The following is a 22,332-nucleotide window of genomic DNA, read 5'->3' on the forward strand; positions in this document are numbered from 1 at the left end:
GGAGGCACCATAGTATCCATCTCCGGCAGCGGTTTTACCGGAGTGACTGCTGTAAACTTTGGCCAACCAACAGCGACCTCGTATACGTTTAACAACGATACTTCCATCACCGCAACCAGCCCACCCAGTTCTAATACAGGTGCAGTTGACATCACGGTCGTCACACCCGGGGGCACATCTGCGACTTCAGCTGCCGACCGATTCACCTATGTGCTCCCGACTGTCACCGGCATCTCACCGCCAAACGGCACGACCCTTGGCGGCACCGTAGTATCCATCTCCGGCACCGCGTTTACCGGGGTGACTGCCGTAAAGTTTGGGTCCACTCCGGCAACCTCGTATACGTTTAACAACGATACTTCCATCACCGCGATCGCCCCGGCTGGTACCGGAACCATTGACATCACCGTCATCACGCCCGGTGGCACATCTGCAACTTCTGCTTCCGACCGATTCACCTATGTGCTCCCGCCTGTCACCGGCATCTCAACGGCCCCTCCAATCGTCACCGGCATTTCACCGGCAAACGGCACGATCCTTGGCGGCACCTCAGTATCCATCTCCGGCACCGCGTTTACCGGGGTGACTGCCGTAAAGTTTGGATCCACTCCGGCAACATCGTATACGTTTAACAACGATACTTCCATCACCACTATCGCCCCGGCAGGTAACGGGACCATTGACATCACCGTCATCACACCCGGCGGCACATCCGCGACTTCTGCTGCCGGCAAATTCACCTACGTGACCCCGGCCCAGCCGGTCGTCACCGGCATTTCACCGGCAAACGGCACGACCCTTGGCGGCACCTCAGTATCCATCTCCGGCAGCACGTTTACCGGGGTGACTGCCGTAAAGTTTGGATCCATACCAATGACCTTGTATTCGTTTAACAACGATACATCAATCACCGCGATCGCCCCGGCGGGTAACGGGACCGTTGACATCACCGTCATCGCACCCGTGGGCACATCCGCGACTTCTGCTGCCGACAAATTCACCTATATACCAGCCCCGGCTCCATCAATTGAAATAATTATTAATGGAACAGAATTGTCATGGACACTTAATCCTGCCACTACATTTACGGAAAATAATGTATTACACGTTGTTGTTAACAGTACGGCGCCTTGGACTGTCGCAGCCAGTGATGCAGATACCACTGATACGAATGGTTTTATGACAGACTGGACCGGGAGTGCATACGTAACATCGATTAAGCTCGCAAATGCATTACAGGTTAATGCAAATGGAGGAATTTATGTTACATTACCTACTGGCGGACCTATCGTAACCGGGACTGCAGGAACGTCACCGGTTACGTACCCCTTCGGATTCCAGCAGAAGGTATCCTATGCAGATCCGGTTCTTCGCAGCCCCAATGAGTATCGAATTGTTGTGACATTAATTGGGACAACGGTATAACTATTTCTCTCGTTTTCGTTTCCCGTCTCCAAAAAATCTGCTGTGTTGCATAAATCCGGGAACAGATCCACCCGGGCTCAGGTTTATCCGGTGGGTTCTGTTGCGTCTGCATTTGTATTGTAAAATTCTTTCGAAGTGAAAAATCCGCAATAACCGTAGATGCATCAAAACCGTAATTCCCTCTATCTATCACCATCCGGATCCGATTTCCGGGCCGGATTTTCCGGGCGATTCCATCGGTAGGTGACCCCCAAAATTTTGGATTTCAGGTCGTTCGTTTAATAGCAACTAAAAGCAGTCCTGGTGGATTATCCGCTAGGATTTTCTTTAACTCAAAATTTACATCGGAGAAAAATATGGATTTTTTCTGGGAAAAAACCGGCGCCGGATTCGGATCGCCAGACCGGGCAACGGCCTCTGCCCGGATCAAAAAGGGCGTTCCCGCATTCCGGAAAGGGTTCAGAGAAGACCGGTCAGCCAGGTCCCCATGTTGTGGACCCCGGTCGAGATGACATATCCCGGGTCGATATTGAGGACAGGGAATATGAAGATGAAATACAGGACCGTCCCGATAAGGCTGCCGAGATTCGCAAGCGCTGCTACGAGGACTACCTTGAAGAGGGGGATCTTTGCCATCTCGCCAAGCGACTCGGTCTCGTAGATCTTCCGGAAGTCCGAGAGGGGTGGTTTCCGCACGCGTGCTTCCACGTACGCAGCGATCCAGCCGGCGTGCAGCATCGGGTTGAGCGAGGTCATCCATGCGACAAAGAAGCAGGTGATGGCGGAGTACGGGTGCCCCCCGGCAAAGAGGGTGAAGACGGCGGCGAGCGTGCCGTGGATGATCACCCAGAAGAGGAATGCGTAGAGAAGGACGTTCCAGCCGACGCCGGAAAAGGCAATCGCGGCAAGCAGGAACGCGAAGAGGAAGGTGACGGCAAACCCGAATACTTTTGCCCACGGGAATGACTTCGGTTCCCGGGTCAGGGAATCGAAGGGGGGGAGCGTGGAGGGGTTCTCGATATACCCGGTGATCCCGTGCCGGTGCCCGGCACCGACGACAGCAAGGATCCTGCCTTCCGGCCTCTGCACCTTCAGGAGGACGAGCTGGTGGGCGATATACGCATCGCGTTCGTCGATAAGGGCCCGTGCCCCGTTCGGGGAAAATTTCCGGAATTCTTCCATCACGACGTCGATAACATTCTGCTGTTTGAGCGATTCGATATCGATCTCCTGGCCCCTGTCAACCTCGGCGATCGAGATAACGAGGGCCCAGAACATCTTTATCTTCTCGATGAACCCAAGGGAATTCCAGAAGCGGAGGAGCGTGACCCGGATATCGCGGTCGACAAGGCCGATGGCAATGCCCCTCTTCTCCGCTTCCTCGATTGCGGCTTTCATCTCGGCTCCGGGCTCGACCCCGACATCGAACCCGATCTTCCGCTGGAGATAGGCGAGCAGCCACTGGACGAGGAGCGAGTTGAAATTGCTGACCGCGAGGACATCGTTCACTGTCGGGTCGCGGCCCTGTTTTTTCAGTGCCGAGAACCGTGCAGGGTCGAGTTCGATAGCAACGACATCGGGCCTGAACTCCTCGATAGCCAGCCGGACTTCGTCAACACTCTGCTGCGAGACGTGGGCGGTCCCGACGATTTTTATCTCTGCCATGGAAGATCGTTTCTCTCTACTATTTGCCGTTCACCAAGATAAGGAGTGAGGTGGGAGGCACCCGCGGATTTTTACCGGAACGTATGCGAAAGACCGTTCTGACGACAACTTCATGGACGGCCTGCTTCCCGTTTCAACCCCCCGGGGAAGACAGGAGCGCACCGCTGCAGTGTGCCCGGGTCTCGTTATCTGATAACCGGAAGACTGCAATGGAATGGGTATCGTTCCAGTACTTCCGGACCTCCGGACACACGTATTAATCCGAGACCATCCAACTAGGTAATGGTTCATGAAACAGCCTCGGACAGACTATCCTGCATGGATCATCGCGGGCCTTTTAGCGCTCGCTGGCCTGGTCCTCTTCTGGCCGTTTGCCAGCATGGTCATTGTCGGGGCATCGGTAGCGGTTATACTCCTCCCGGTCCATCACCGGTTTTCCCGTTCTGTACAACCCTGGCTTTCCGCTGCTGTGCTCACCGCGGGGGTCTGTTCTGTCCTCCTGGCCATCCTCGCCACCATGGTATTCGTATTTTCAAAAAATTCGGCACCTCTCATGGCCATACTGGATACCATCCGCTTATGGCTTACAGACCCTTCGACAAACCCCCTGCTCGCTGTCGACCAGAAGATCTCTCCCTCAACGGCTTCCTTTTTCCGCTCACAGTTTATCTACTGGCTCTCTGTTGCCAGGGAATTTTTTGTCGATTTTGAATCCACGATCATCCTGAACGGGACCCGGATAGCCATCCAGTCGCTTCTTTTTTTCATCTCCGTCTTCTTCCTGCTGCTGTACGGGGAAAAACTCAAGGAGGAGGTATTTCTCCGGATCCCTTTCCTGTCCATCAGGAAGCATGATGCCCGGCTCAGCTCCGTAACGTTCGATACACTCCACGTCATTTATGTTGCACAGTTTTCCATTGCGGTGCTGACGTTCTTCATCTCCCTGCCGGTCTTTTATCTTCTGGGATATGGGAACATCCTCTTTTACTCTTTTTTTGCCGCATTTTGCGAACTGATCCCGGTCTTCGGTTCAACGGTTGCGTTCATTCTTATCGGCGCATATGCGCTGGCATTGGGAGATCTCCAGGGAGTACTCATCCTTTTCTTCCTCGGGTACATCGGTGTGGCTGCCCTGCCCGAAATTTTTATCCGCCCGGTACTGATGGGAAGGCGGGCCCATGTCCACCCGGTGGTCATGTTCACTGGTTTTATGGGGGGGATACTCACGATGGGGATTGCAGGGTTTGTCCTCGGCCCGTTGATCCTCGTCCTTCTCATCACCAGCTACCGGATTTACCGGGAAGAAAAATCCGTGACTGCGGGTATTCCCGGCTGAACCCTCCGGAACGATCACCGCCGGGGTGTCTTTGCTGCAATCAAGCGCCTTCACCCTCTGTGCAGTTCTACAAACTGCCTTCTGACAAGATCCATGGCGTGGTGATCCGGGTGGAGATGTGACGGGGATCCCGGCCCTGACCGGAATGAAAGCCGGAGATACTCTCTTATCGCACCTGCGCCAATATACCGGAGACACGGGGGCAGAGAGGCCCGGACATCGACGCCGGATCCGGGGCCGGTCGATGAAGCCAGTCCGGGATACCTCAACGCAGGGCGTGGATTGCCGAGCCAGGTCAAAGGCGACGGATTTAGGGTCCGTTCCCGCAGGGGTCCGCAGGTTCGAATCCTGCTCCACGCATTGTTTTTACGGTTCAGGAGCGGTCAGCCCGTTCCATTGAGCGAATGACACCTGAGCCGGCGGTGCAGGCATCAGGAGTCTGCTTGGTTTCCTGCCTTTCGGCCTGTCATACCGTTTTTTGTAACCGCCATGATTATACCCGGGCATGCGTCTGTTCTCCGGGATCCTGGAGCCTGCGCACGTCCCGGACGATGACATACAACAGGATGAAGAAGATCGCGAACTTGACGGTGTAAAATACAAAGGATACGGAATGGGTTTACCGTGGATTCGTGAAACGGGGGAAAAATTCAGTTCAGGTCAATTTCCTCTTCAGGATCATATTCGCTGAACAGCCCGTAATATTGTACGATAGCGACGATGAGGATGACAGGAATGCCAAGAGGAACAGAGATACCTGACGGGCCGTTGAGAGATATCCCGTACTGGAGGACAATTGCAAGGATCAACAGAACTGCTGTAGAGAAATTCAGGATGGCGGAAAACCTGATGTATGACGGTTCTCCTACAAGGTATGCGTAGATGGCCAGTATGGTAGCGATGACGATGATAGCTGCAGCAAGGGCCCATATCCCGGTTGACAGCGCACTTCTGCCGGACAATATACCGGATCCGACAAACCCGATCTCCCGTGACAGGAAAATAAAACCATTCCCCATGGAGGTGCTGGTATAGCGGAACAACAGCCACTGGATGCCGGATCCTATCCCGTCACCGATGACATAGATGTTCATGGGGACGAGAAAAAGAAAGATCTGGAGGATGAGCGGGATCCTGAAACGGGGCGTCATTTGTCTCTCAAGAATTTTATTGGATGGGTATTGAGGTTATCGAAACGAATGCCGGCTGACGTTACAATCCCGTATACTAAAATTTTTATAGAGAGGAAAAAAGAGAAAATATTGTTCTTGAACCGTTGCTGCACTGTTATTCCCCGGCAGCACAGTCCGGGAATTACTTCGGAATCACCACAGCAATTCTGTACAAGTGTGCTTCCCTCGGGTCTCCTTCCCATCCTTAAAGGACCGGTCTCTGGAGAGAACTACCCCCCTTATCATACATGATGAAATCATTGTCCCCTCAGAATCCCTGATGAAATACTACTGGCCCGATCCCGGAAAAACTCACAACCGCCCAGACGTTTGCAGCATTTGGGTGCTCTGCCGGTTTTTTGAACATCCGGGAATAAAGGCTAATTCAAGTGCCCATATATGGCTTAAAATAGGGAAAAAAGATTAGATATTCTGGTTGTAGATGACCTGCTGCGTGCCGTCATTGAAATACGCGACACCAACAACGTTGTTCTTTCCGGGGTTACTCGCGGTGAAAGATGTACTGCATCCGACACTTAAAATATTCGCACCGGTGTTCATTTGAGTAGGAATCCCGCCATCCACAGTCCAGTTGATGTTGATGACTGTGCCGGCATCCTGGCCGCCCTGGTACGTAACCGTAACGGATGTCGTACTCGTCCTTTGCGCTGTTGCCGCAATTACCTTGGTCTTCGAGATGTTCCCTGCCATTCCAAACACGAACGCGGCGATGACCGCCGCAAGGATCACCGTGATTGCGACCATCAGGATCACACCAATGACCGGTGATACTGCCTCTTCATTCTTTTTAGTAAACGCCATAGTTTCAAACACCTGAAAAATGCCCAACGATGGACATGACACTGTATGCGTGGATTATTTTCAATAATAGCATATAAATATTTCGATTTGAATTCCGATGCATTTGATTGCCGTATTATCAAAAATATCCTTTTGGATGAAGTCCCGATCCCTTCTGAAATATTATTTCATGCTTATATATCGACTCCTTGGGTGCGGTTCACGTGCCGGTCATCTTTTTCCAAAACCATTTGTACCGGGAAAAGAAAAAATTCTCCTGAACTACCATGAAAATAGCAGCGTTCCGCCATGTGCCCGATGAGCCGCTGGGATACCTCGAGACGGTCTTTGCCGGACGGGGCATACCCTTTGCATATCACGATCTCTTTGAGACCAACGAAGTCGTGCCCGGTGATGCGACCCATCTCATCTTTCTCGGGGGCCCGATGAGCGTGAACGACGAGCACGAGTACCCGTTTCTGAAAGAGGAGAAAGACCTGATCCGCACATCGGTCAGGAGGAAGCAGAAGGTCCTGGGCATATGCCTCGGGGCCCAGCTCATCGCATCGGCGTACGGCGCAAAAGTCTACCGGTTCGTCCCGGAGATCGGCTGGCGTTCCCTGAGAAAGGAGGATGGTGCACGCGGGGGATTTGAGCAGTTCCCTGCAATATTCCCCGTGTTCCAGCTCCATGGCGAGACGTTTGAAATCCCGTATGGAGGGAAGCTCCTTGCCTCCGGAGATGTGGTCAGGAACCAGGCATTCCGGATAAAGAATGCCCTCGGGCTGCAGTTCCACCTGGAACTGACGGAGAGTATGATAAACGACTGGTCCCGCGGCCTCTCCCGGCACCAGCAGAACAGGATACGCCGTGAAACACCCCGGTACCTGCCTGAAAGCAACCGGTTGTGCAGGCTGGTTGCCGGGGATTTTACCGGGCCGTAACCTGTTCTGCGAAATTATTCTTTTTCGGGTCAAGGAGGATCTCATTCGGAAGACCTGCAAGAGCGACAGCCCCCAGTGCCCCGATCACCCCGTTGCCTCCGTACGTCACAATGCCAAACCTCTCTGCAGTTGCCTCGGCAGTTGCGCGCCCGATGACCTGCTGCCTGACCATCCTGCCATAATCCCTCAGGCCTTCGGGAAGACCGAGCCCGGTCCTGATGGCTATCCCCCACTCGTTGGAGAGCGACTCGTCGGCAATAAACCGGCGAATCTTCTCGGGGAGCCGGGTGAAGGAGTCCGGTGTGACGGCAATCTCAATATAGCTGGCTGAATTCCCGGCAGTTTTGGTGTAAACGTCCGGGTTGAGCATCACGACATGGTGGCTTATGGGAATGACACCCTTCTGCCTGCTGACATAACTGAGGAGGGCCAGGGCCAGGGCAAACGTGGCCCCCCCGTCGCGGGTATCGGTGTCATCAATGCCGATGGTCACCTGCATCAGTGCCCGGGTCCAGACTTTTCCTTCGACGATCTGCGGCCCGTGCTCCGACTCGACCCGGACTACCCCTTCCGCCCGCGCCATCATATCCGAGAGGGAGTATGCAGGCCCGCCAATGCAGCGGATATGCTGGACAATTTTGCCGTCTTCCCGGTCCACTCCGCAGACACCGACCGCCGGGAGCGGTGACAGGCCTACGGAAATTTCATCCGAGCCGAGCCGGGCAGTCTCCCGGAGGAGTGTCCCGTCCCGCTGGACACATTCAATGACCCCTCCGGCAAGGGCATGATGATACCCGCAGAACGCCGCGCATGCACCGCTCATGCAGTCATGGTAGATCCCCACGCTGTCCCCGTCAACCGTGGTAAATATCCTCCGGCAGGTGCTGGAGGGCATCGCACTGATCGCTGCAAAACGGGCAGCGTTCCTCCCCCTCTTCCCGTCCTTTAGTAGGACGCACCCTTCCTGCACCAGGCGGTTTACCCAGTCCTGTGCGGTGCTCCGGGGTATTCCGGCTGCTTTCTGGATATCCGTGACCGTAAAAAACCCGCTTTCAAGCGTGTACTGGCGCATGAGCCGCAGGTAGGTGCGCCGGTGTTCAAGCACGCTGGACATAACGGTCGCGGATATAGAGGAGATCGCCGATGATGGCACTCGCCGTCTCGACAGACCCCGCGCCCCTTCCGATGAGCGTGATCTCCCTGGCCATATCGGTCTCAAGGGTCAGCGCGTTCAGGGTGCCGTCTACGACAAGCGGATGGTTTTTCCCGATGATGCGCGGAGAGACCCGCAGGATCTTTTTCCGGGGAATGGCTTCGGCGATCAGCCGTATGGTGCAGCCTTCATCCTCGGCCAGGCGGAGTGCATCTGCGGTCAGGAGGTCGATGCCGGTGCGGTCGACACCGTCCAGTTTCACCCCGTTGCCCCAGATCGTATTTGCAAGTATCACCAGTTTGATTGCCGCATCTATGCCCTGGACATCATAGGTCGGATCTGCTTCCGCATACCCCATCTCCCGGGCTTCCATGAGGGCCTGTTCATACGTGAGGCCTTCCGCAGCCATGCGGGTGAGGATGAAGTTGCAGGTACCGTTAAGAACACCGTACAGGGCAAGGATCTCGTTACCTGCAAGCCCGTCTTCCAGGGTGTGCATAATGGGGATCGCACCGGCTACCGTGGCTTCGTACCGGAGGGCGACACCGTTTTTGCGGGCCGCCATCCGAAGTTCATTCAGGAACAGGGAAATAGGACCTTTATTCGATGTGACGACATGTTTTTTCCGGGAGATGGCAGACCGGATATAGCCGGTCGCGGGTTCGCCGGAGAGCGCATCGGTCGGGGTCACTTCTATGAGCGCATCGTAGTCAGCTTTTTTGACTATGTCAGCCGAGGAAATTGTCTGGTCGCCACAGAAACCGCCTTCTTTCTTCCTTGCGAGGAGAGCCGGAATATCGACACCACCGCCATCGATGAGCCCGCTCCGGGAGTCGGCGATACCCGTGATGGTGATGCCGAGGTCTTTTTTTGCTATCATTCCGGCAACGCCCCTGCCAACCGAACCCAGCCCGATCAACGCAACCTTCATGAGATCTCCTCGAGCGGCTCAATGAGGAGCAGGGATTTCTGTTCCGAGACCCGCCTCAGAATGGCAATTGCAGCCTCCATGTCGTTCTTGCTTGCCGCCTTGATCGTGATCCTCGATGACGAACGTGCGTTGACTGCAGGCATGCTCATGGCGAGTTCGCTCACCTCGGCAAACCCGGTCGTATCGATCTGGTCGACGGTATCCGAGAGATCGGTGTGCATGAGGTGGCCGATCATGATGACCGTCCTTTTATAGAGGAGGCGTTCCTCGCCGATCCGCTGGATATGGACACCCTGTTCCTGGAGGAGGACAACAAGGTTTTCGAGCCTCCCTTCCGGCAGCTCGAGCACGATCTGGACATTGAGCATATCGCCGTCCAGATCCGGTTCGCGCTGGTGGATGACGGCGATTATGTTTCCTCCCACCTCAGATATAGGCTTGAGGGCAGCGACCAGCTGTCCAGGGGAATCCTTCATCTCGAGTTTCATGGAGACCTGCACGAAAACCACCTGTCATGTAGTAGATCGGCTTTCAAGATAAGCCTTCTATTTTGATAATGGATATACTGCCCGTTTGCCGGACGGTCAGGATTTTGCGAAAACAGGCATCAGCGGTCCCCTGCCGGAACGGTCGGGAGACCAGCCTGGCATTTACAGCTTGCGAAGTTTGTTGTCCACCTTCTCAAAGAAGTTCCGCTGCACATCAACAAACCGGGCGGGAAGGTCAGACCTCCTCACTTCAATGGTACTCGATGTTCCCAGTTCAATAGTCTGCTGCCCGTCTATCACCATGTTTGCGGGCTTGGTACTCTCAAGCCGTATCCGGAGGCTCCGGTCACTGCTTATGAGGTGGGGGCGGGACGAGAGCATGTACGGTGCCAGGGGGACGAGAAGAAAGCCCTGGATCCGGGGATCGACAATGGGCCCCCCGGCGCTCATCGCATAGGCGGTCGAACCGGTGGGCGTGCTGATCAACAGGCCATCGGCCCGGAACTCCTCGGCCGTCATCCCGTCAACATCGATCGAGAACCGCAGCATCTTTGCAGGCCGGGTCGTGACTATCAGGGCTTCATTCAACGCAACGCCGAGGCAGTCGCCGTCTTTTATCAGCGAGATTCTCATCCGCTCCTCGACGGTAAATCCTCCCGGAAGCTTCCGGACGAACTCGATGGCTTCAGATGGTTCGAGGTCTGCAAGGAACCCGACTTCCCCCCAGTTTATCCCAAGGACGGGTGCAGGCCGGTGCATCTCCTGGATCGTCCGCAGGATGGTGCCGTCCCCTCCGACGACAATGACTGCATCTGCATCCGTACTTGCAAGGGATCTTCCCCCGGTCCCCAGGGCAGCTGCCGTATCCTGGTCAAACAGGGCATCGCATCCTTCTTTTTTCAGGACAGACTGTATTTTTCCGGCAAATGCAAGCGCATCCCGGTTGTCAATCCGTGAAACGATGAGCACCTTCATGTCATCACCTCAGATATTCGACTACTTTGTGGTGGAGAACCCCGTTGGTAGCGACAATGCAGCGGCCGACCGTGACTTCATTGGGGAAGCGTATTGCCTTCCCGTTGAGATCCGTGACCTTGCCGCCCGCTTCTGTACAGACGAGCATGCCGGCTGCGGCATCCGTGACCCTCAGCGTCCCGCGGAGATCGATGAACCCGTCGATTCTCCCGCATCCTACGTAACAGAGTTCGAGCGCCGATGCCCCGAGAAGGCGCCAGCGCCGGATCTTCTGGCCGAGCTGCATCACCCGGGTCGGGTCAAATTTCCTGCCATAGACGCTCATGGCACAGGCATCGAGACTGGAGACGTCCGACACCCGGACAGGCTTGTTGTTACACCGCGCATATTTTCCTTTTTCCGCAGTGAACGTCTCTCCGCTTGAGAGGTTGCGGACGAACGCTTTCTTGATGACATTTCCATGGGCATAGGCGATGGAGAGCGCATAAAACGGGATCCCGGCCACGGCATTGAACGTACCATCGACTGGATCAAGAAACAGGGTTCCTTCATCACCGTCAAACTCCACTTTGCCTGCTTCTTCGCTGATGAGGAGCGAACAGAGGGGATTCTCCCGCAGGAAACCGATGACCTGGTCTTCCGCAACCTGGTCGATCACCTTCGTCGGGGTCAGGTCTGCACCGATCTTCAGCGTCTCCCCGCCCCGGGGGTTGCCGACGAGGTCCCGGATATTCTCTTCCACCAGTTCGGCCATCCGGTCACATGCAGAAAAAAAATCCATGGTCATGACATCCGCGGTTCGTTTATCAACGCTGTATTTATGTAATGCAATAGAGATAAATTACTAACGCGTTTACCATATGATGACATTTAAGGTGAGAACGGAATGAAAGAACAGACAGAGATCGGGAAGATCAAGGAAGGCCGCTATATCGTTATCGAGGATGAACCCTGCAAGGTGGTAGGGATTGCCACATCGAAACCCGGCAAGCATGGCGCAGCAAAAGCCCGTATTGACGCCGTGGGGATCTTTGACGGTGTCAAACGGTCCATCGTCCAGCCGGTCTCGGCAAAGACGTATATTCCGGTGGTCGAACGCAAGAGCGGGCAGGTCCTCTCAATTGCAGGGAATATGGCCCAGGTCATGGATATGAAAGATTATTCCAACTTCGAGATCGCCATTCCCGAAGACAAGAAGAACGTGATAGAGGTTGGAAAAGAGTTCATGTATATCGAATCCATGGGCAAGAAAAAATTTGATTAAGTTTTTTCAGATACCGGATCAAGTACCCTTTTTCAATCGCCAGTTATTCCTCATCCGGGGTTCATCACGTGAATATGCAGACAGATTACCTGACATCCGGGATCTTTTGTATACCCGTTCCCGCAAAAAAGGATGTAAAATCAGTATTTCCCGATATAGGTTGTCGGCACACGGATCTGAATGGAATAGGATTGCAGAGACTGTGCAGTGATGATGAAATAATAATCTCTCTGTCCTTCGAAAAACTTTTCAACCCACGGCCGCGGGTCGACTGCCGGGGGAGGGGTAGGTTGAACCTTGTATTTTATATTGGTTTGTACAACCGGCGTCCAAATCGCCGAGGTACCGACCGGTACGGCCTCGGTTGGATGTGGCACGCCAAGCCATAAATCCAGATTAATTCCTCCCGGAGGAGAGATTGTCCTGACGATGCGGTTTGGGTCATCCCCATCCATTACCTGGATGGTAAACTGGGGATTCAGGGTTGAATATGAACCGGATACCCCGCTATACGAGATTCCTGCACCCTGCGTCGGTGTAATCTGTACTGATTGAAGTACCTTGTCCGGGTATGGATTAACGGTATACCAGAGTTCCCAGTAAGGGAACGGGATATACATGATACTGGTCGTGCCGCTGTTCTGACCGGATATGTTGAGATAGGTGGTCATACTCGAATTTTGCGGTATATTTTCAACTCTTGTGCTATTGCGAATGGATCGGTTAAAAATAACTCCATAGGTTGAAGGACTGACAAATTTTCCCTGGATAACCGTTGAATTCCATGTCGGCGTCGGGGATGGTGTCGGGACGGTTGTAGAAGAGACGACCACCTGCCCGACCTGACTGTAATTCTGGAGCGGGACTGCCTGCGTGGACTGGGGGACCGGTGTGGTAGGCACAGGAAGTCCCATAGTGATAGGATGGCCGGTGGCTAATGGTTTGACAACAAGGGCAATGACCAGTATAATCACAAGCGCAATTATACCGTACGTAATGTCTTTTTTATCCATCAGATGTAAAGTAACCTATTCGTCTTCTCTACATAAATTCTTGTTTTACTATCCATTCTCTTATGTTTTGTTTAACGGTAATTAACTATTCAGTTCCTGACGTGTATAAAGGGGAAATCTTACATTACCTCCCTCTCTTTATTTTCAGATTTTAAAAAATATTGAATATACGCATGTTTTTAAATTTAATGGAAATCTGTGCCTGCTGGTGTCCACAGATACCGTCAGGTGAATTGTCAGCGTATTCAGAAACCAGACTGAAGAATTTATCGCCCCTGGGGCCGCGATCGTGCTGATCGCACCCGTTGTCGTCGCGGCGGGGTGCTTGTACCTGGTGCGCGGCGCCGGTCTCTTCACGACCCGGAAGAGTTAGGAAGTCGCGCACACGGGCAGAGGGCAGGCCTGCTCAGCCCCGGAGGGCGCCGGTAGCGTCGAGGGACCGGACTGGCGGATAATCCCATCAAAACCCGGAATTTCAACGTTGGGATTACTACTCCGGGGGATTGCAGCAGACTCTTGAAAGCTCGTCTTCACCATCCGTAACACACCTGGAAACGCCTGCCCCGGTTGCCACCGTTCATGGAGCTGCAGGTGCCGGGAGTGGAGGACCGTTACTGTGCTGAACCGGGCAGGAAATCCAAATTACCTCTTTGAAAATGGCGAACCGTTCCGGGGCAGTTCAGGAGGAATTAGCGGTGAGGTTTACAAAACGACCTGTCCGGCCTTGAAATCAGACCGGCTATCGGGTGCAGCCGGGGATCTCACGTACCGCCCCGGCAGAAATCCACGGGGTTACTACCCTATGAGAATTTTCTCTTCTTTCAGAACGTTAAATCAGGTATCGTGCTGTTATTGAACATTAATGGAATTCCGGTCATTCTGGTATACCAGATCACGGAATATGGGAATTTTTTTACAGCAAAATTTCTGGAATGAAATAATTATCCGAATTTTTTGTAGCAAACTATTTATGCAATAAGATTCTTTAATCACATGTAGACGTTAGATTGAGCTGGCGTCTATGAATTATAGAGGTGAATTTATGAAATCGTTCAGATCAGATGACGAGGGATTCACCGGCCTCGAGGCAGCGATTGTGCTGATCGCATTCGTTGTCGTTGCGGCTGTGTTCTCCTATGTAGTATTGGGTGCCGGGTTCTTCACGACCCAGAAGGCACAGCAGACCGTGCACACCAGCGTTGAACAGTCAAGTTCGACCCTGGAGATTGTCGGGAACGTATATGGTACAGGTACCGGCACTGGAGCTGTCGGCGACACCATTAAGTATGTCAACTTCAGCATGGGATTAGCTCCCGGCGGAACACCGATCGACTTCTCGAAAGTGGTCATGGTTTACAGCAATGCAAGCACCCTGGAAACATTGACGCCGCCGACTATGACCAGTGGGACGATACAGCAACCCTCTGGTGGAGATTGGGCAATTACAGAGATCCAGAATGCGCCGAACGGTAATGCCGCTACCGCTTCACCGCTGCTCCAGCCAAACGAGCAGTTCACCATCAGTTGCGAACCGACCAATCCAATTGTCGAAAACGATGTGTTTTCCATTGAGATCAGGCCGTCAGTCGGTGCAGCATTCAGTATTTCACGGACCGCTCCTGCCGCAATCAATGCGGTGAACGTCCTCTACTAACCTTTTTTTTTAATTTGTTCGTGGAATCCGGATTGCCCGGGTCCATCGTCCCCGCGAACACGCTCATGTCCGGGGATCGACATTGTGTCTTTGGGACATCTCCAGGTACAACCCGGACCCGTCTTTTGTCTCCTTCAGCGCCAGGCGCCGGCTCCCGGCGGGAGAGCGGCAGGCTTCTCGACAAGGTCGTGATAATCTCCAGAAATGCAACAGAGCTGATCTTTCCTGGAACCGATGTGCAACGACACGTACTATAACATGAGAGCACGGTAGCACCGGTTGGTCTGTACCTACCGTTCGTACGAAATCAGGAGGTCATTTCGCATAAATTTATATGCGATTATATCCTTGATCGCTGAGATACAACTCCGTTGACATTTGACACACAGGGGGATGACCTGTGGATTCTGTTCCAAGCTGCGAAGATGGTTTTACCGGTCTTGAGGCAGCGATCGTGCTGATCGCATTCGTTGTTGTTGCTGCTGGTTTCTCGTATGTAGTACTCGGTGCCGGGTTCTTCACTACCCAGAAATCACAGGCGACAGTGCACACCAGCGTTGGGCAGTCAAGTTCGACCCTGGAGATTGTCGGGAACGTGTATGGTACAGGTTCCGGCACCGGAGCTGTCGGTGACACGATTACGTATGTCAACTTCAGCATGGGATTAGCTCCCGGTGGAACACCGATCGACTTCTCAAAAGTGGTCATGGTTTACAGCAATGCGAGCACCCTGGAAACATTGACGCCGCATGATATGACCACTACGACGATAAACCAACCCAGTCAGGGCGGGTGGGCGATTACAGAGATCCAGAATCCGCCGAACGGTGATGCCAGTACCGCTTCACCGCTGCTCCAGCCGAACGAGCAGTTCACCATCAGCTGCGAACCGGCCAATCATATTGTCGAAAACGATCTGTTTTCCATTGAAGTCAGGCCGTCAGTCGGCGCAGCATTCAGTATTTCACGGACCGCACCTGCGGCAATCAATGCGGTAAACGTCCTCTACTAACCTTTTTTTTATTTGTCTGGTGACATCCCTTCATGAATGACGGACCGCCGGAAAATCCCGGGCACGCACGGTCAGATCTGGTAATGAACTCTCCCCGGTACCTCAGATCGAAACCTGTTTCAGTTATATATTCCTGACCTGATCCGGTTGAGGGGGGAAATGCATACTGCAGAGGAACAGGTACCTGAAACCTCTGAATATTCGCGATATTTTTTAGCTCCATCCCGATTTCCGCGTATTTCAGTACAAGAATGTTTATTAGTTAAAAATGTAATATAACGAATAGATACCTTATGGCGGTAAACCAGTCTCAGGTCGACCATATTATTACTGCCGCATCGGAAGATGATCCCGAGGTCAAGCTCCAGAATCTCGAGCGCGAGGTGGACCTCATCAAGACTTCCATCAAACGTCTTCTGATGGACATACGGGAAAGGATGAACGAGATGGAGAATCCCCTCTCCCTTACAGCATCGGGCAGTCCGGGAGCAGGGGCGGATTCTCTATCAGCAAATGCCGGCGAAGCCAAAAAATCGGCACTCGAGGCCCGTGAAGCTGCGCTCGATGCACGGGAATCCCAGATGGAGGCAGAACAGGCAAAGATGGAGACTGAGTCCAGGAACGAGACCCCGCCGGTAAAGGCAGAACCGGTCTCCCCGCAGGTCGCGCCAGCGGTCACACCGCCAGCGAACGAGGAAAGAAAGATGCTGGATGAGCAGATGTTTGCCGCCCTGAGATCCCAGATGGGGGCTCTGTCCAAGAATACCCCTGCAGTCCAGACCCCGGCAAGTGAAAAACTCCGGCTCCAGAAGGTGTACAAACTCTTCAAGTGGACCCACGAGTCGGTGAAAAAGTACGGGCACGACCGGCTCGAGATCATCCTCGAATCGTACCGGGTGATGGGCTACATCTCGAAAGAATCCTCCGATGAGATCCGGGAGATTTCCCGGCTTATGCCGGCCAATCTTGGCGAGGAGCACGAGGTGGGGCCCGACGAGTTTGTTGCCGAACTCTATTCCCTGAACCGCATTCTCGTGCCGAACGACACGTCTCTCGACCGGGACATGATCGAGGTCATGATGGAGCAGCGGCAGCAGAGCCCGGCGACAAAGAACGGGAGGCGCGAAGAGAAGATCGACCTCTCCGGCATTCCTGCACGGGATAAGAAGTCCAGCGAGAAAGAGAAAGACGAAGAGTGGATGAATCTTCCGGACAGGATCTAACCGATGTCTGCGGACACATTCACCACCGCGATTTTCCTGATAACTGCTGTCGTAGCAGCAGCGGTGCTCATCAACGCGATCTTCCCGGTCGTTTACCAGATGGCAGGAACTTTCTCATCATCCACGCATGCCTCGGACGTCCGGCTCCGTACCGATTTTGTTGTCGTAGCCACGTTTGCCAGTAGTTCCACGTATTCTGCACAGGTATTCATGAAGAATGTCGGCAGCCAGTCAATCTCGATAAATGAGATCGGGAGTTCGGATGTCATCTTTGGCCCGGTCGGGACTGTCAAACGGCTGGATCTGCTCATTAGTACCCCACCCCCGCCGGACGGAAAATGGACCTACACGCTTTCCGATCTCAACCGCAACAATTACTGGGACCCCGGTGAGACGCTCGAGATTGATGCGACGAATCAGAACCATGGGCAAGGGTGGGGGCCAGGAACCATGATGTACTTCCAGTTCATTCTCCCGAACGGTGTCTCGCGGTCGAGCCAGTTCACCTCGAGTTGATTGGCCATGGCCGTCGCTGAGATTATCGGAACTGCGATCGGTACAATGCTCATCATCATTGTCGCTTACCTCCTTGTCGGCAATGTGCTTAACACAGCGGAGGTGGTCTCGAACGCCCAGAAAGATATGACTCTCATTTCCGAGTCACGGCTCCACACCGATCTCAGAATCACCAATGTAACGGTCTCGGGAAATGCGATCAACCTCACCGTCAATAATACCGGTACGGAGACCATCTCTGATTTTGCCCACACCGACATCTTCGTGTACACCCTTGGGGGAGCCGGCTACACGGAATACCTGTATGACCCGGCCAACCAAGGGTCAGCACCTTCATGGGGCGGTTCCATCATCAACGACTACGTCCACCCCGGCGAACTCGATCCCGGAGAATCGATGTATGTGAACGTGTATGTTCCCGGGGCAACTCCGGTTAACTACGAAGTGGAGATTTGCACGAATAACGGGGTTTATGCTTCCAAGATTGTATATGGATAATCTATCTGCAGGAGATCCTTGTGGCTAACATTTCGGACCTGATGGGGGGCGAGGACCGGAAGATCATCTCCACCGGCAACAGCGAGCTGGACAAGAAGATAGCCGACGGCCTGCCGCTCGAATCGCTCACGCTCATCGAAGGGGAGAACGATACGGGAAAGAGCGTCCTCACCCAGCAGATCATCTGGGGCGCCATGAAACAGGGATTATCGGTCGATCTCTTTACCACGGAGAGCACCAGCAAGAGTTTCATCAAGCAGATGGAGTCGATGAGCCTGGATATCTCCGAATATTTTGCCTGGGGATACCTGAAAGTGTTCCCCCTGCACGTCGTCGGGTTCGAATGGAAAAAAGAGGAGATGGAAGGGATACTGGGCCACGTCATATCCCACATCCAGAAGAGCAAGTCGCAGGTCATCATTGTCGATTCACTCACCCTCTTTACGGAATATGCCAAGACCGACACAATCCTTACGTTCTTCACCAACTGCAAGTCCCTAGTTGACCATGGCAAGACGATCCTTGTCACGCTCCATACCTATGCGTTCGAGGAGGATACGCTCGTCCGGATCCGGTCCATCTGTGACGCACACCTCAACATGAAAAAAGCGCTGGTCGGCGATAAATATGTCATGGTGATGGAAGTCATCAAAGTGCGGGGTGCTCACAAGACCACTGGAAACCTTGTCAGTTTCGAAGTCCATCCCGGATATGGCATGAAGGTCATCCCGATGAGTTTCGCGAGGGTCTGATATGGGCACGCCGACCGTAGCCATAAACCTGCCCTTCAAGCCTGAGGTGGTGGACTCCAACATTGATTTTTATACGGATATCGAGTCCAGCGCCCTGTATAAAATGCTCCCGGCAAATGCCAAGGAGTACGTCAAGGCCAGCCCGCACCTTCTCGAATACCTCCATATATTCCCGGTAAATACGTACGGGATCCCGCTCTTCCTCTCCGAACTCAAGAAAGACCTCCGCACCATGAAGAGCCCGAACATCATCTACCCGGTGAACGAGACCACCTTTATCCATATCCTCCCCGACCCGGATGATGTCAGGAACTTCTACATCCCCATCGAACCGTCGTTCCTTCACAACGTGAACCAGATGCTCCCGGTCATCGAGACCAAGCTCATCGACCTCATCGACGGGCTCGAAGAGGACCCGATCAGCGACAAGGAACGGGCGGAAGTCATCAAGAAGATGCTGGCATCGGTTGCCGTGATCAAGCAGAAAAATATGGATATCTCCCAGTATATGGGTAGCGGGGCCGGCCAGCAGGATTTCAAGTCGAAGATCACGACCTTCCTGAGTACGGACTTCACTGCCAAGCAGAAGATGAAGGATACCAAGAAGAAGCACCAGGTCCCGCTTACCCCCGACGGGAAGGTGATCCTGACCAACGAGGAGTACCAGGCTATCGAGTACCTGCTCATCCGGGACAAGATCGATATGGGCGTGCTCAAACCCTTCCTCTCCGACCCCTATATCGAAGATATCTCCTGTGACGGAATCGGGCCGATCTTCATCGAACATAAGATCTTCAAAGGGTTAAAATCCGTCGTCGAATTCAAGGTATCGAGCGAACTGGACGAGTTCGTCGTCAAGATGGCGGAACGGATCAAACGCCCAATCACCTACAGGAGTCCCATTGTTGATGCCACACTGCTGGATGGTTCACGTATCAATATTGTCTACGGAACTGCCATCAGTCGCCATGGCAGCAACTTTTCCATCCGTAAGGTGAACGAGGTCCCCCTGAGCATCCTCAATATCGTGGAAAGCAACGGTATCGATTACCTGGCCGCGGCGTACATCTGGATCTGCGTCGAATACGGCATGTCGCTCTTCGTTTCCGGCGAGACAGCAAGCGGAAAAACCACGCTCCTGAATGCAATTACTGCATTCATCCCTCCTGAAAACAAGATTGTCACGATAGAAGACACACCCGAGCTGAATGTACCTCACCGGAACTGGATCCGGGAAGTGGCACTTGCAAAGGGAAAAGGTGAAGGAACGGGAGGTGCTTCGGCGGGGGGGGAAGTGACTATGTTCGATCTGCTCAAGGCAGCCCTGCGTCAGCGCCCCAACCAGATCCTTGTCGGTGAGATCCGTGGTGTCGAGGGGAGCGTGGCATTCGGCGCGATGCAGACAGGCCACCCGGTCATGAGCACCTTCCACGCGGCTTCCGTCGAGAAGCTGATCCAGCGCCTGTGCGGGGATCCCATCAATATCCCGAGGACCTATGTCGATAACCTCAACCTCGTGATCATCCAGAGCGCGGTGAAGCGCCCTGACGGCCAGCTGGTGCGCCGGATGATCAGCTGCAACGAACTGGTGGGTTTCAATCCGGAAACCCAGGGGTTCACTTTTGTCGAGATGTTCAGTTGGGAGCCGGTGACCGATACATTCACGTGGTCAGGAAAAGGCAGTTCCTATCTGCTGGAGAACAAGATTGCGACGATGCTGGGAATGCCGGACAGCAAGAAATCTGAAATTTACCTTGAAGTCGAGAAACGGGCAAAAATTCTTGAACGGCTCCATAAGGCCGGCTACACCAAGTTCTGGGACCTGTTCCACATGATGACCAAGATCAAGAAACAGGGTCTCCTGACCATCGGTTCCTGATATGGCTGATCCGGGACACGACCAGGACCAGAAGAAAGAAGGCAGGCACCTCCCCTTTGCAGCAATGGCGGAGAGCTTCAAGGAAAAACTTGGTCAGGTTACCGAAAACAAGAGAATGGGTGCCGACCTGCTCTTCATGAACACCTACATGGCATCCCTGGCCCTCGCCAATGCGTCACGCCCGGAAATTTTCTCTTTTGCTGCCAACAGGAAGGAGTACGTCTCTTCCAAGTACATCAGCAAAGTCGACACGTTTGTCAAGAAATGGAGTTACAGCTATTCCGAAGCACTCAGCATCGTTGCTGAAAGGACCAACAATACCATCCTCAAGAGCATGCTCAACCGGTACGCAAATGCGATCGACTCGGGTGTGCCGGACGATGATTTCCTTAAAAATGAGCTTGCAACCGTGCGGACGGTCTACCGGAGCCAGGTCGAGCAGGGACTCGAGCTCCTCAAAAAATGGGGGGACGCGTACATCGCCATGCTCCTTTCCGGGACCGTGATCTCAGTAACGATCATGATTTCCGTGGCGATTTATTCTCCCACGGGTATGGAATCAACCTTGGACATGGCCTATAGCATCGTACTCGTTATCTGCGTCTTTGGCAATGTGCTCATGTACCAGTCAGTGCCGGACGATTCGAAAACCCACGGCCTCGCGGACCGCTCCTCAAAGGAGCAGCAGACGATCCATGCCATGGAACGGGTCATCGTACCGCTGACCATTGCGGCATTTATCGTCCTGTCCCTCCTGGGCGTCAGTGCCGGGATGATCTTTCTCCTGATCGGGATCCTGATGGCCCCGCTGGGGATTATCGGTTTCATCGACGACTCCAACATAACCCTGCGCGACAATGACTTCTCCGTCTTCATCAGGAGTCTCGGGGCAGTCATGGGCGGCCAGGGGACAACGGCCGTGTATGCTCTTGGCACCATCGACAGGAAGTCCCTCACCGCTCTTGAACCGCTCGTAAACTCGGTCTATTCCAAGATGAACCTCGGCCTCGATCACAAGCAGATATGGGACAAATTCATCGGGGAATCGGGGAGCAACCTCATCTACAAATATCTCAATATTTACCTGGACACGGTTACTCTCGGGGGGCCACCGGAACCTATCGGGACCGTTGTCGGGTCGTCCATGCTCGAGCAGACCCTCCTGCGGGAGAAGAAAGATATGCATGCCCGGAGTTTTATCGTCTTACTGGTTCCCATGCACCTGGCGATGGCGGGGATCCTGGTCGCCCTCTACCGTATCATGGTCGTGCTCACGGGTTCCGTAGCAACCATGATGAAGCAGTTCCAGAACCAATCGGCAGTATCAGCGGGTTCGTCCCTGGGCGGGGGTGTCTCTGCAGGACAGGCCCTCGGCGGGCTCAACATGTTCTCGAATTTTCCGGAAGGGCAGATGGGGACATTTGTCGTCATTATCCTCTCGATAATCACGGCCTCCAATGTCATAGCGGCACGGATTGTGGGTGGTGGCGATCGGTATATGTATTATTTCTACATAGCAATATTCTGTACATTGACCGGTCTGGTGCTTCTGATCGCCCCTATCTTTGTCGGGATGTTCTTCAGCCCGCAGGCACTCCAGAATATGGCAGCACCGGGACAATAGGAGGAGT

At 53.7% G+C, this 22,332-nt stretch carries 21 protein-coding genes and 1 tRNA gene; 13 read left to right on the forward strand and 9 right to left on the reverse strand.

Features of this window, described 5'->3' with window-relative positions; genetic code table 11:
- Positions 1 to 1,425: IPT/TIG domain-containing protein (locus ABSB80_RS11915; protein WP_428370849.1), on the forward strand; the 1,425-nt coding region annotated here is incomplete at its 5' end.
- Positions 1,426 to 1,884: 459 nt separating this feature from the next.
- Here ABSB80_RS11915 and ABSB80_RS11920 read toward each other — a convergent pair.
- A complete protein-coding gene (locus ABSB80_RS11920; protein ID WP_428370850.1) occupies positions 1,885 to 3,090 on the reverse strand; it encodes a TraB/GumN family protein in 1,206 nt (401 codons plus the stop codon).
- Between the two features lie 289 nt (positions 3,091 to 3,379).
- Between ABSB80_RS11920 and ABSB80_RS11925 the strand changes: the two genes are divergently transcribed.
- Both ABSB80_RS11925 and ABSB80_RS11930 read left to right on the forward strand, forming a co-directional pair.
- On the forward strand, positions 3,380 to 4,426 hold the full coding sequence (locus ABSB80_RS11925; protein WP_428370851.1) for an AI-2E family transporter: 1,047 nt from the start codon (positions 3,380 to 3,382) through the stop codon (positions 4,424 to 4,426).
- 275 nt (positions 4,427 to 4,701) lie between these two features.
- Positions 4,702 to 4,786 (forward strand) — tRNA-Leu (locus ABSB80_RS11930).
- Positions 4,787 to 5,076: 290 nt separating this feature from the next.
- Here the strand turns inward: ABSB80_RS11930 and ABSB80_RS11935 are convergent.
- Together ABSB80_RS11935 and ABSB80_RS11940 are read right to left on the reverse strand one after the other, a co-directional pair.
- On the reverse strand, positions 5,077 to 5,577 hold the full coding sequence (locus ABSB80_RS11935) for a hypothetical protein (RefSeq protein ID WP_428370852.1): 501 nt from the start codon (positions 5,575 to 5,577) through the stop codon (positions 5,077 to 5,079).
- A 444-nt stretch (positions 5,578 to 6,021) separates the two neighbouring features.
- Positions 6,022 to 6,420: a type IV pilin domain-containing protein gene (locus tag ABSB80_RS11940; protein WP_428370853.1), complete on the reverse strand. Its 399-nt coding sequence runs from the start codon at positions 6,418 to 6,420 to the stop codon at positions 6,022 to 6,024.
- Positions 6,421 to 6,686: 266 nt separating this feature from the next.
- Here ABSB80_RS11940 and ABSB80_RS11945 point away from each other — a divergent pair, with 266 nt between their 5' ends.
- Positions 6,687 to 7,343, forward strand: a complete 657-nt coding sequence (locus ABSB80_RS11945; RefSeq protein ID WP_428370854.1) for a type 1 glutamine amidotransferase — start codon at positions 6,687 to 6,689, stop codon at positions 7,341 to 7,343.
- Here ABSB80_RS11945 and ABSB80_RS11950 read toward each other — a convergent pair.
- From ABSB80_RS11950 to ABSB80_RS11970, 5 genes are all read right to left on the reverse strand, one after another.
- A complete protein-coding gene (locus ABSB80_RS11950; RefSeq protein ID WP_428370855.1) occupies positions 7,330 to 8,457 on the reverse strand; it encodes a helix-turn-helix domain-containing protein in 1,128 nt (375 codons plus the stop codon). The two genes, ABSB80_RS11945 and ABSB80_RS11950, sit on opposite strands and share 14 nt — an antisense overlap.
- Complete coding sequence (locus ABSB80_RS11955; protein ID WP_428370856.1) at positions 8,441 to 9,427, reverse strand: homoserine dehydrogenase; 987 nt, start codon at positions 9,425 to 9,427, stop codon at positions 8,441 to 8,443. Before ABSB80_RS11955 ends, ABSB80_RS11950 begins: the two co-directional genes overlap by 17 nt.
- Positions 9,424 to 9,915, reverse strand: coding sequence for an amino acid-binding protein (locus ABSB80_RS11960; protein ID WP_428370910.1), 492 nt, complete (start codon positions 9,913 to 9,915; stop codon positions 9,424 to 9,426). Before ABSB80_RS11960 ends, ABSB80_RS11955 begins: the two co-directional genes overlap by 4 nt.
- A gap of 162 nt (positions 9,916 to 10,077) precedes the next feature.
- Positions 10,078 to 10,890 carry an NAD(+)/NADH kinase gene (locus ABSB80_RS11965; RefSeq protein WP_428370857.1) on the reverse strand — a complete coding sequence of 271 codons (813 nt, stop codon included), beginning with the start codon at positions 10,888 to 10,890 and terminating at the stop codon, positions 10,078 to 10,080.
- A gap of 4 nt (positions 10,891 to 10,894) precedes the next feature.
- A complete protein-coding gene (locus ABSB80_RS11970; protein WP_428370858.1) occupies positions 10,895 to 11,671 on the reverse strand; it encodes a bifunctional fructose-bisphosphatase/inositol-phosphate phosphatase in 777 nt (258 codons plus the stop codon).
- Between the two features lie 105 nt (positions 11,672 to 11,776).
- On the opposite strand from ABSB80_RS11970, the gene ABSB80_RS11975 reads away from it, so the two are divergent.
- The gene (locus tag ABSB80_RS11975) at positions 11,777 to 12,154 is read left to right on the forward strand and encodes a translation initiation factor IF-5A (protein WP_428370859.1); all 378 of its coding nucleotides are present in this window, start codon (positions 11,777 to 11,779) and stop codon (positions 12,152 to 12,154) included.
- Between the two features lie 140 nt (positions 12,155 to 12,294).
- Here ABSB80_RS11975 and ABSB80_RS11980 read toward each other — a convergent pair whose 3' ends face one another.
- Positions 12,295 to 13,167, reverse strand: a complete 873-nt coding sequence (locus ABSB80_RS11980) for a hypothetical protein (RefSeq protein ID WP_428370860.1) — start codon at positions 13,165 to 13,167, stop codon at positions 12,295 to 12,297.
- 1,042 nt (positions 13,168 to 14,209) lie between these two features.
- Here ABSB80_RS11980 and ABSB80_RS11985 point away from each other — a divergent pair.
- The 8 genes from ABSB80_RS11985 (at position 14,210) to arlJ (ending at position 22,325) form a co-directional block, all read left to right on the forward strand.
- Positions 14,210 to 14,821: a flagellin gene (locus ABSB80_RS11985; RefSeq protein WP_428370861.1), complete on the forward strand. Its 612-nt coding sequence runs from the start codon at positions 14,210 to 14,212 to the stop codon at positions 14,819 to 14,821.
- Between the two features lie 400 nt (positions 14,822 to 15,221).
- Positions 15,222 to 15,833 carry a flagellin gene (locus ABSB80_RS11990; RefSeq protein WP_428370862.1) on the forward strand — a complete coding sequence of 204 codons (612 nt, stop codon included), beginning with the start codon at positions 15,222 to 15,224 and terminating at the stop codon, positions 15,831 to 15,833.
- 293 nt (positions 15,834 to 16,126) lie between these two features.
- Entirely contained in the window at positions 16,127 to 17,056 is a 930-nt protein-coding gene (locus ABSB80_RS11995; protein ID WP_428370863.1) for a hypothetical protein, read from the forward strand.
- A gap of 3 nt (positions 17,057 to 17,059) precedes the next feature.
- A complete protein-coding gene (locus tag ABSB80_RS12000) occupies positions 17,060 to 17,572 on the forward strand; it encodes a flagellin (protein ID WP_428370864.1) in 513 nt (170 codons plus the stop codon).
- Between the two features lie 6 nt (positions 17,573 to 17,578).
- Entirely contained in the window at positions 17,579 to 18,070 is a 492-nt protein-coding gene (locus ABSB80_RS12005; RefSeq protein WP_428370865.1) for a hypothetical protein, read from the forward strand.
- Between the two features lie 20 nt (positions 18,071 to 18,090).
- Positions 18,091 to 18,822 (forward strand): archaellum protein ArlH, encoded by a 732-nt coding sequence (gene arlH, locus ABSB80_RS12010; protein WP_428370866.1) that lies wholly within the window; start codon positions 18,091 to 18,093, stop codon positions 18,820 to 18,822.
- A gap of 1 nt (position 18,823) precedes the next feature.
- A complete protein-coding gene (gene flaI, locus ABSB80_RS12015; protein ID WP_428370867.1) occupies positions 18,824 to 20,701 on the forward strand; it encodes an archaellum flagellar ATPase motor FlaI in 1,878 nt (625 codons plus the stop codon).
- A 1-nt stretch (position 20,702) separates the two neighbouring features.
- Complete coding sequence (gene arlJ, locus ABSB80_RS12020) at positions 20,703 to 22,325, forward strand: archaellar assembly protein ArlJ/FlaJ (RefSeq protein ID WP_428370868.1); 1,623 nt, start codon at positions 20,703 to 20,705, stop codon at positions 22,323 to 22,325.
- The last annotated feature ends 7 nt before the right edge of the window (positions 22,326 to 22,332 follow it).

The organism is Methanoregula sp. (assembly GCF_050010295.1).
GTDB lineage: Archaea > Halobacteriota > Methanomicrobia > Methanomicrobiales > Methanospirillaceae > Methanoregula.

Excerpts from the sequence above, each read along its gene's own strand:
- ABSB80_RS11920 (WP_428370850.1), bottom strand. The coding sequence starts at position 3,090 with ATGGCAGAGATAAAAATCGTCGGGACCGCCCACGTCTCGCAGCAGAGT.
- ABSB80_RS11925 (WP_428370851.1), top strand. The coding sequence starts at position 3,380 with ATGAAACAGCCTCGGACAGACTATCCTGCATGGATCATCGCGGGCCTT.
- ABSB80_RS11935 (WP_428370852.1), bottom strand. The coding sequence starts at position 5,577 with ATGACGCCCCGTTTCAGGATCCCGCTCATCCTCCAGATCTTTCTTTTT.
- ABSB80_RS11940 (WP_428370853.1), bottom strand. The coding sequence starts at position 6,420 with ATGGCGTTTACTAAAAAGAATGAAGAGGCAGTATCACCGGTCATTGGT.
- ABSB80_RS11945 (WP_428370854.1), top strand. The coding sequence starts at position 6,687 with ATGAAAATAGCAGCGTTCCGCCATGTGCCCGATGAGCCGCTGGGATAC.
- ABSB80_RS11950 (WP_428370855.1), bottom strand. The coding sequence starts at position 8,457 with ATGTCCAGCGTGCTTGAACACCGGCGCACCTACCTGCGGCTCATGCGC.
- ABSB80_RS11955 (WP_428370856.1), bottom strand. The coding sequence starts at position 9,427 with ATGAAGGTTGCGTTGATCGGGCTGGGTTCGGTTGGCAGGGGCGTTGCC.
- ABSB80_RS11960 (WP_428370910.1), bottom strand. The coding sequence starts at position 9,915 with ATGAAACTCGAGATGAAGGATTCCCCTGGACAGCTGGTCGCTGCCCTC.
- ABSB80_RS11965 (WP_428370857.1), bottom strand. The coding sequence starts at position 10,890 with ATGAAGGTGCTCATCGTTTCACGGATTGACAACCGGGATGCGCTTGCA.
- ABSB80_RS11970 (WP_428370858.1), bottom strand. The coding sequence starts at position 11,671 with ATGGATTTTTTTTCTGCATGTGACCGGATGGCCGAACTGGTGGAAGAG.
- ABSB80_RS11975 (WP_428370859.1), top strand. The coding sequence starts at position 11,777 with ATGAAAGAACAGACAGAGATCGGGAAGATCAAGGAAGGCCGCTATATC.
- ABSB80_RS11980 (WP_428370860.1), bottom strand. The coding sequence starts at position 13,167 with ATGGATAAAAAAGACATTACGTACGGTATAATTGCGCTTGTGATTATA.
- ABSB80_RS11985 (WP_428370861.1), top strand. The coding sequence starts at position 14,210 with ATGAAATCGTTCAGATCAGATGACGAGGGATTCACCGGCCTCGAGGCA.
- ABSB80_RS11995 (WP_428370863.1), top strand. The coding sequence starts at position 16,127 with ATGGCGGTAAACCAGTCTCAGGTCGACCATATTATTACTGCCGCATCG.
- ABSB80_RS12000 (WP_428370864.1), top strand. The coding sequence starts at position 17,060 with ATGTCTGCGGACACATTCACCACCGCGATTTTCCTGATAACTGCTGTC.
- ABSB80_RS12005 (WP_428370865.1), top strand. The coding sequence starts at position 17,579 with ATGGCCGTCGCTGAGATTATCGGAACTGCGATCGGTACAATGCTCATC.
- flaI (WP_428370867.1), top strand. The coding sequence starts at position 18,824 with ATGGGCACGCCGACCGTAGCCATAAACCTGCCCTTCAAGCCTGAGGTG.
- arlJ (WP_428370868.1), top strand. The coding sequence starts at position 20,703 with ATGGCTGATCCGGGACACGACCAGGACCAGAAGAAAGAAGGCAGGCAC.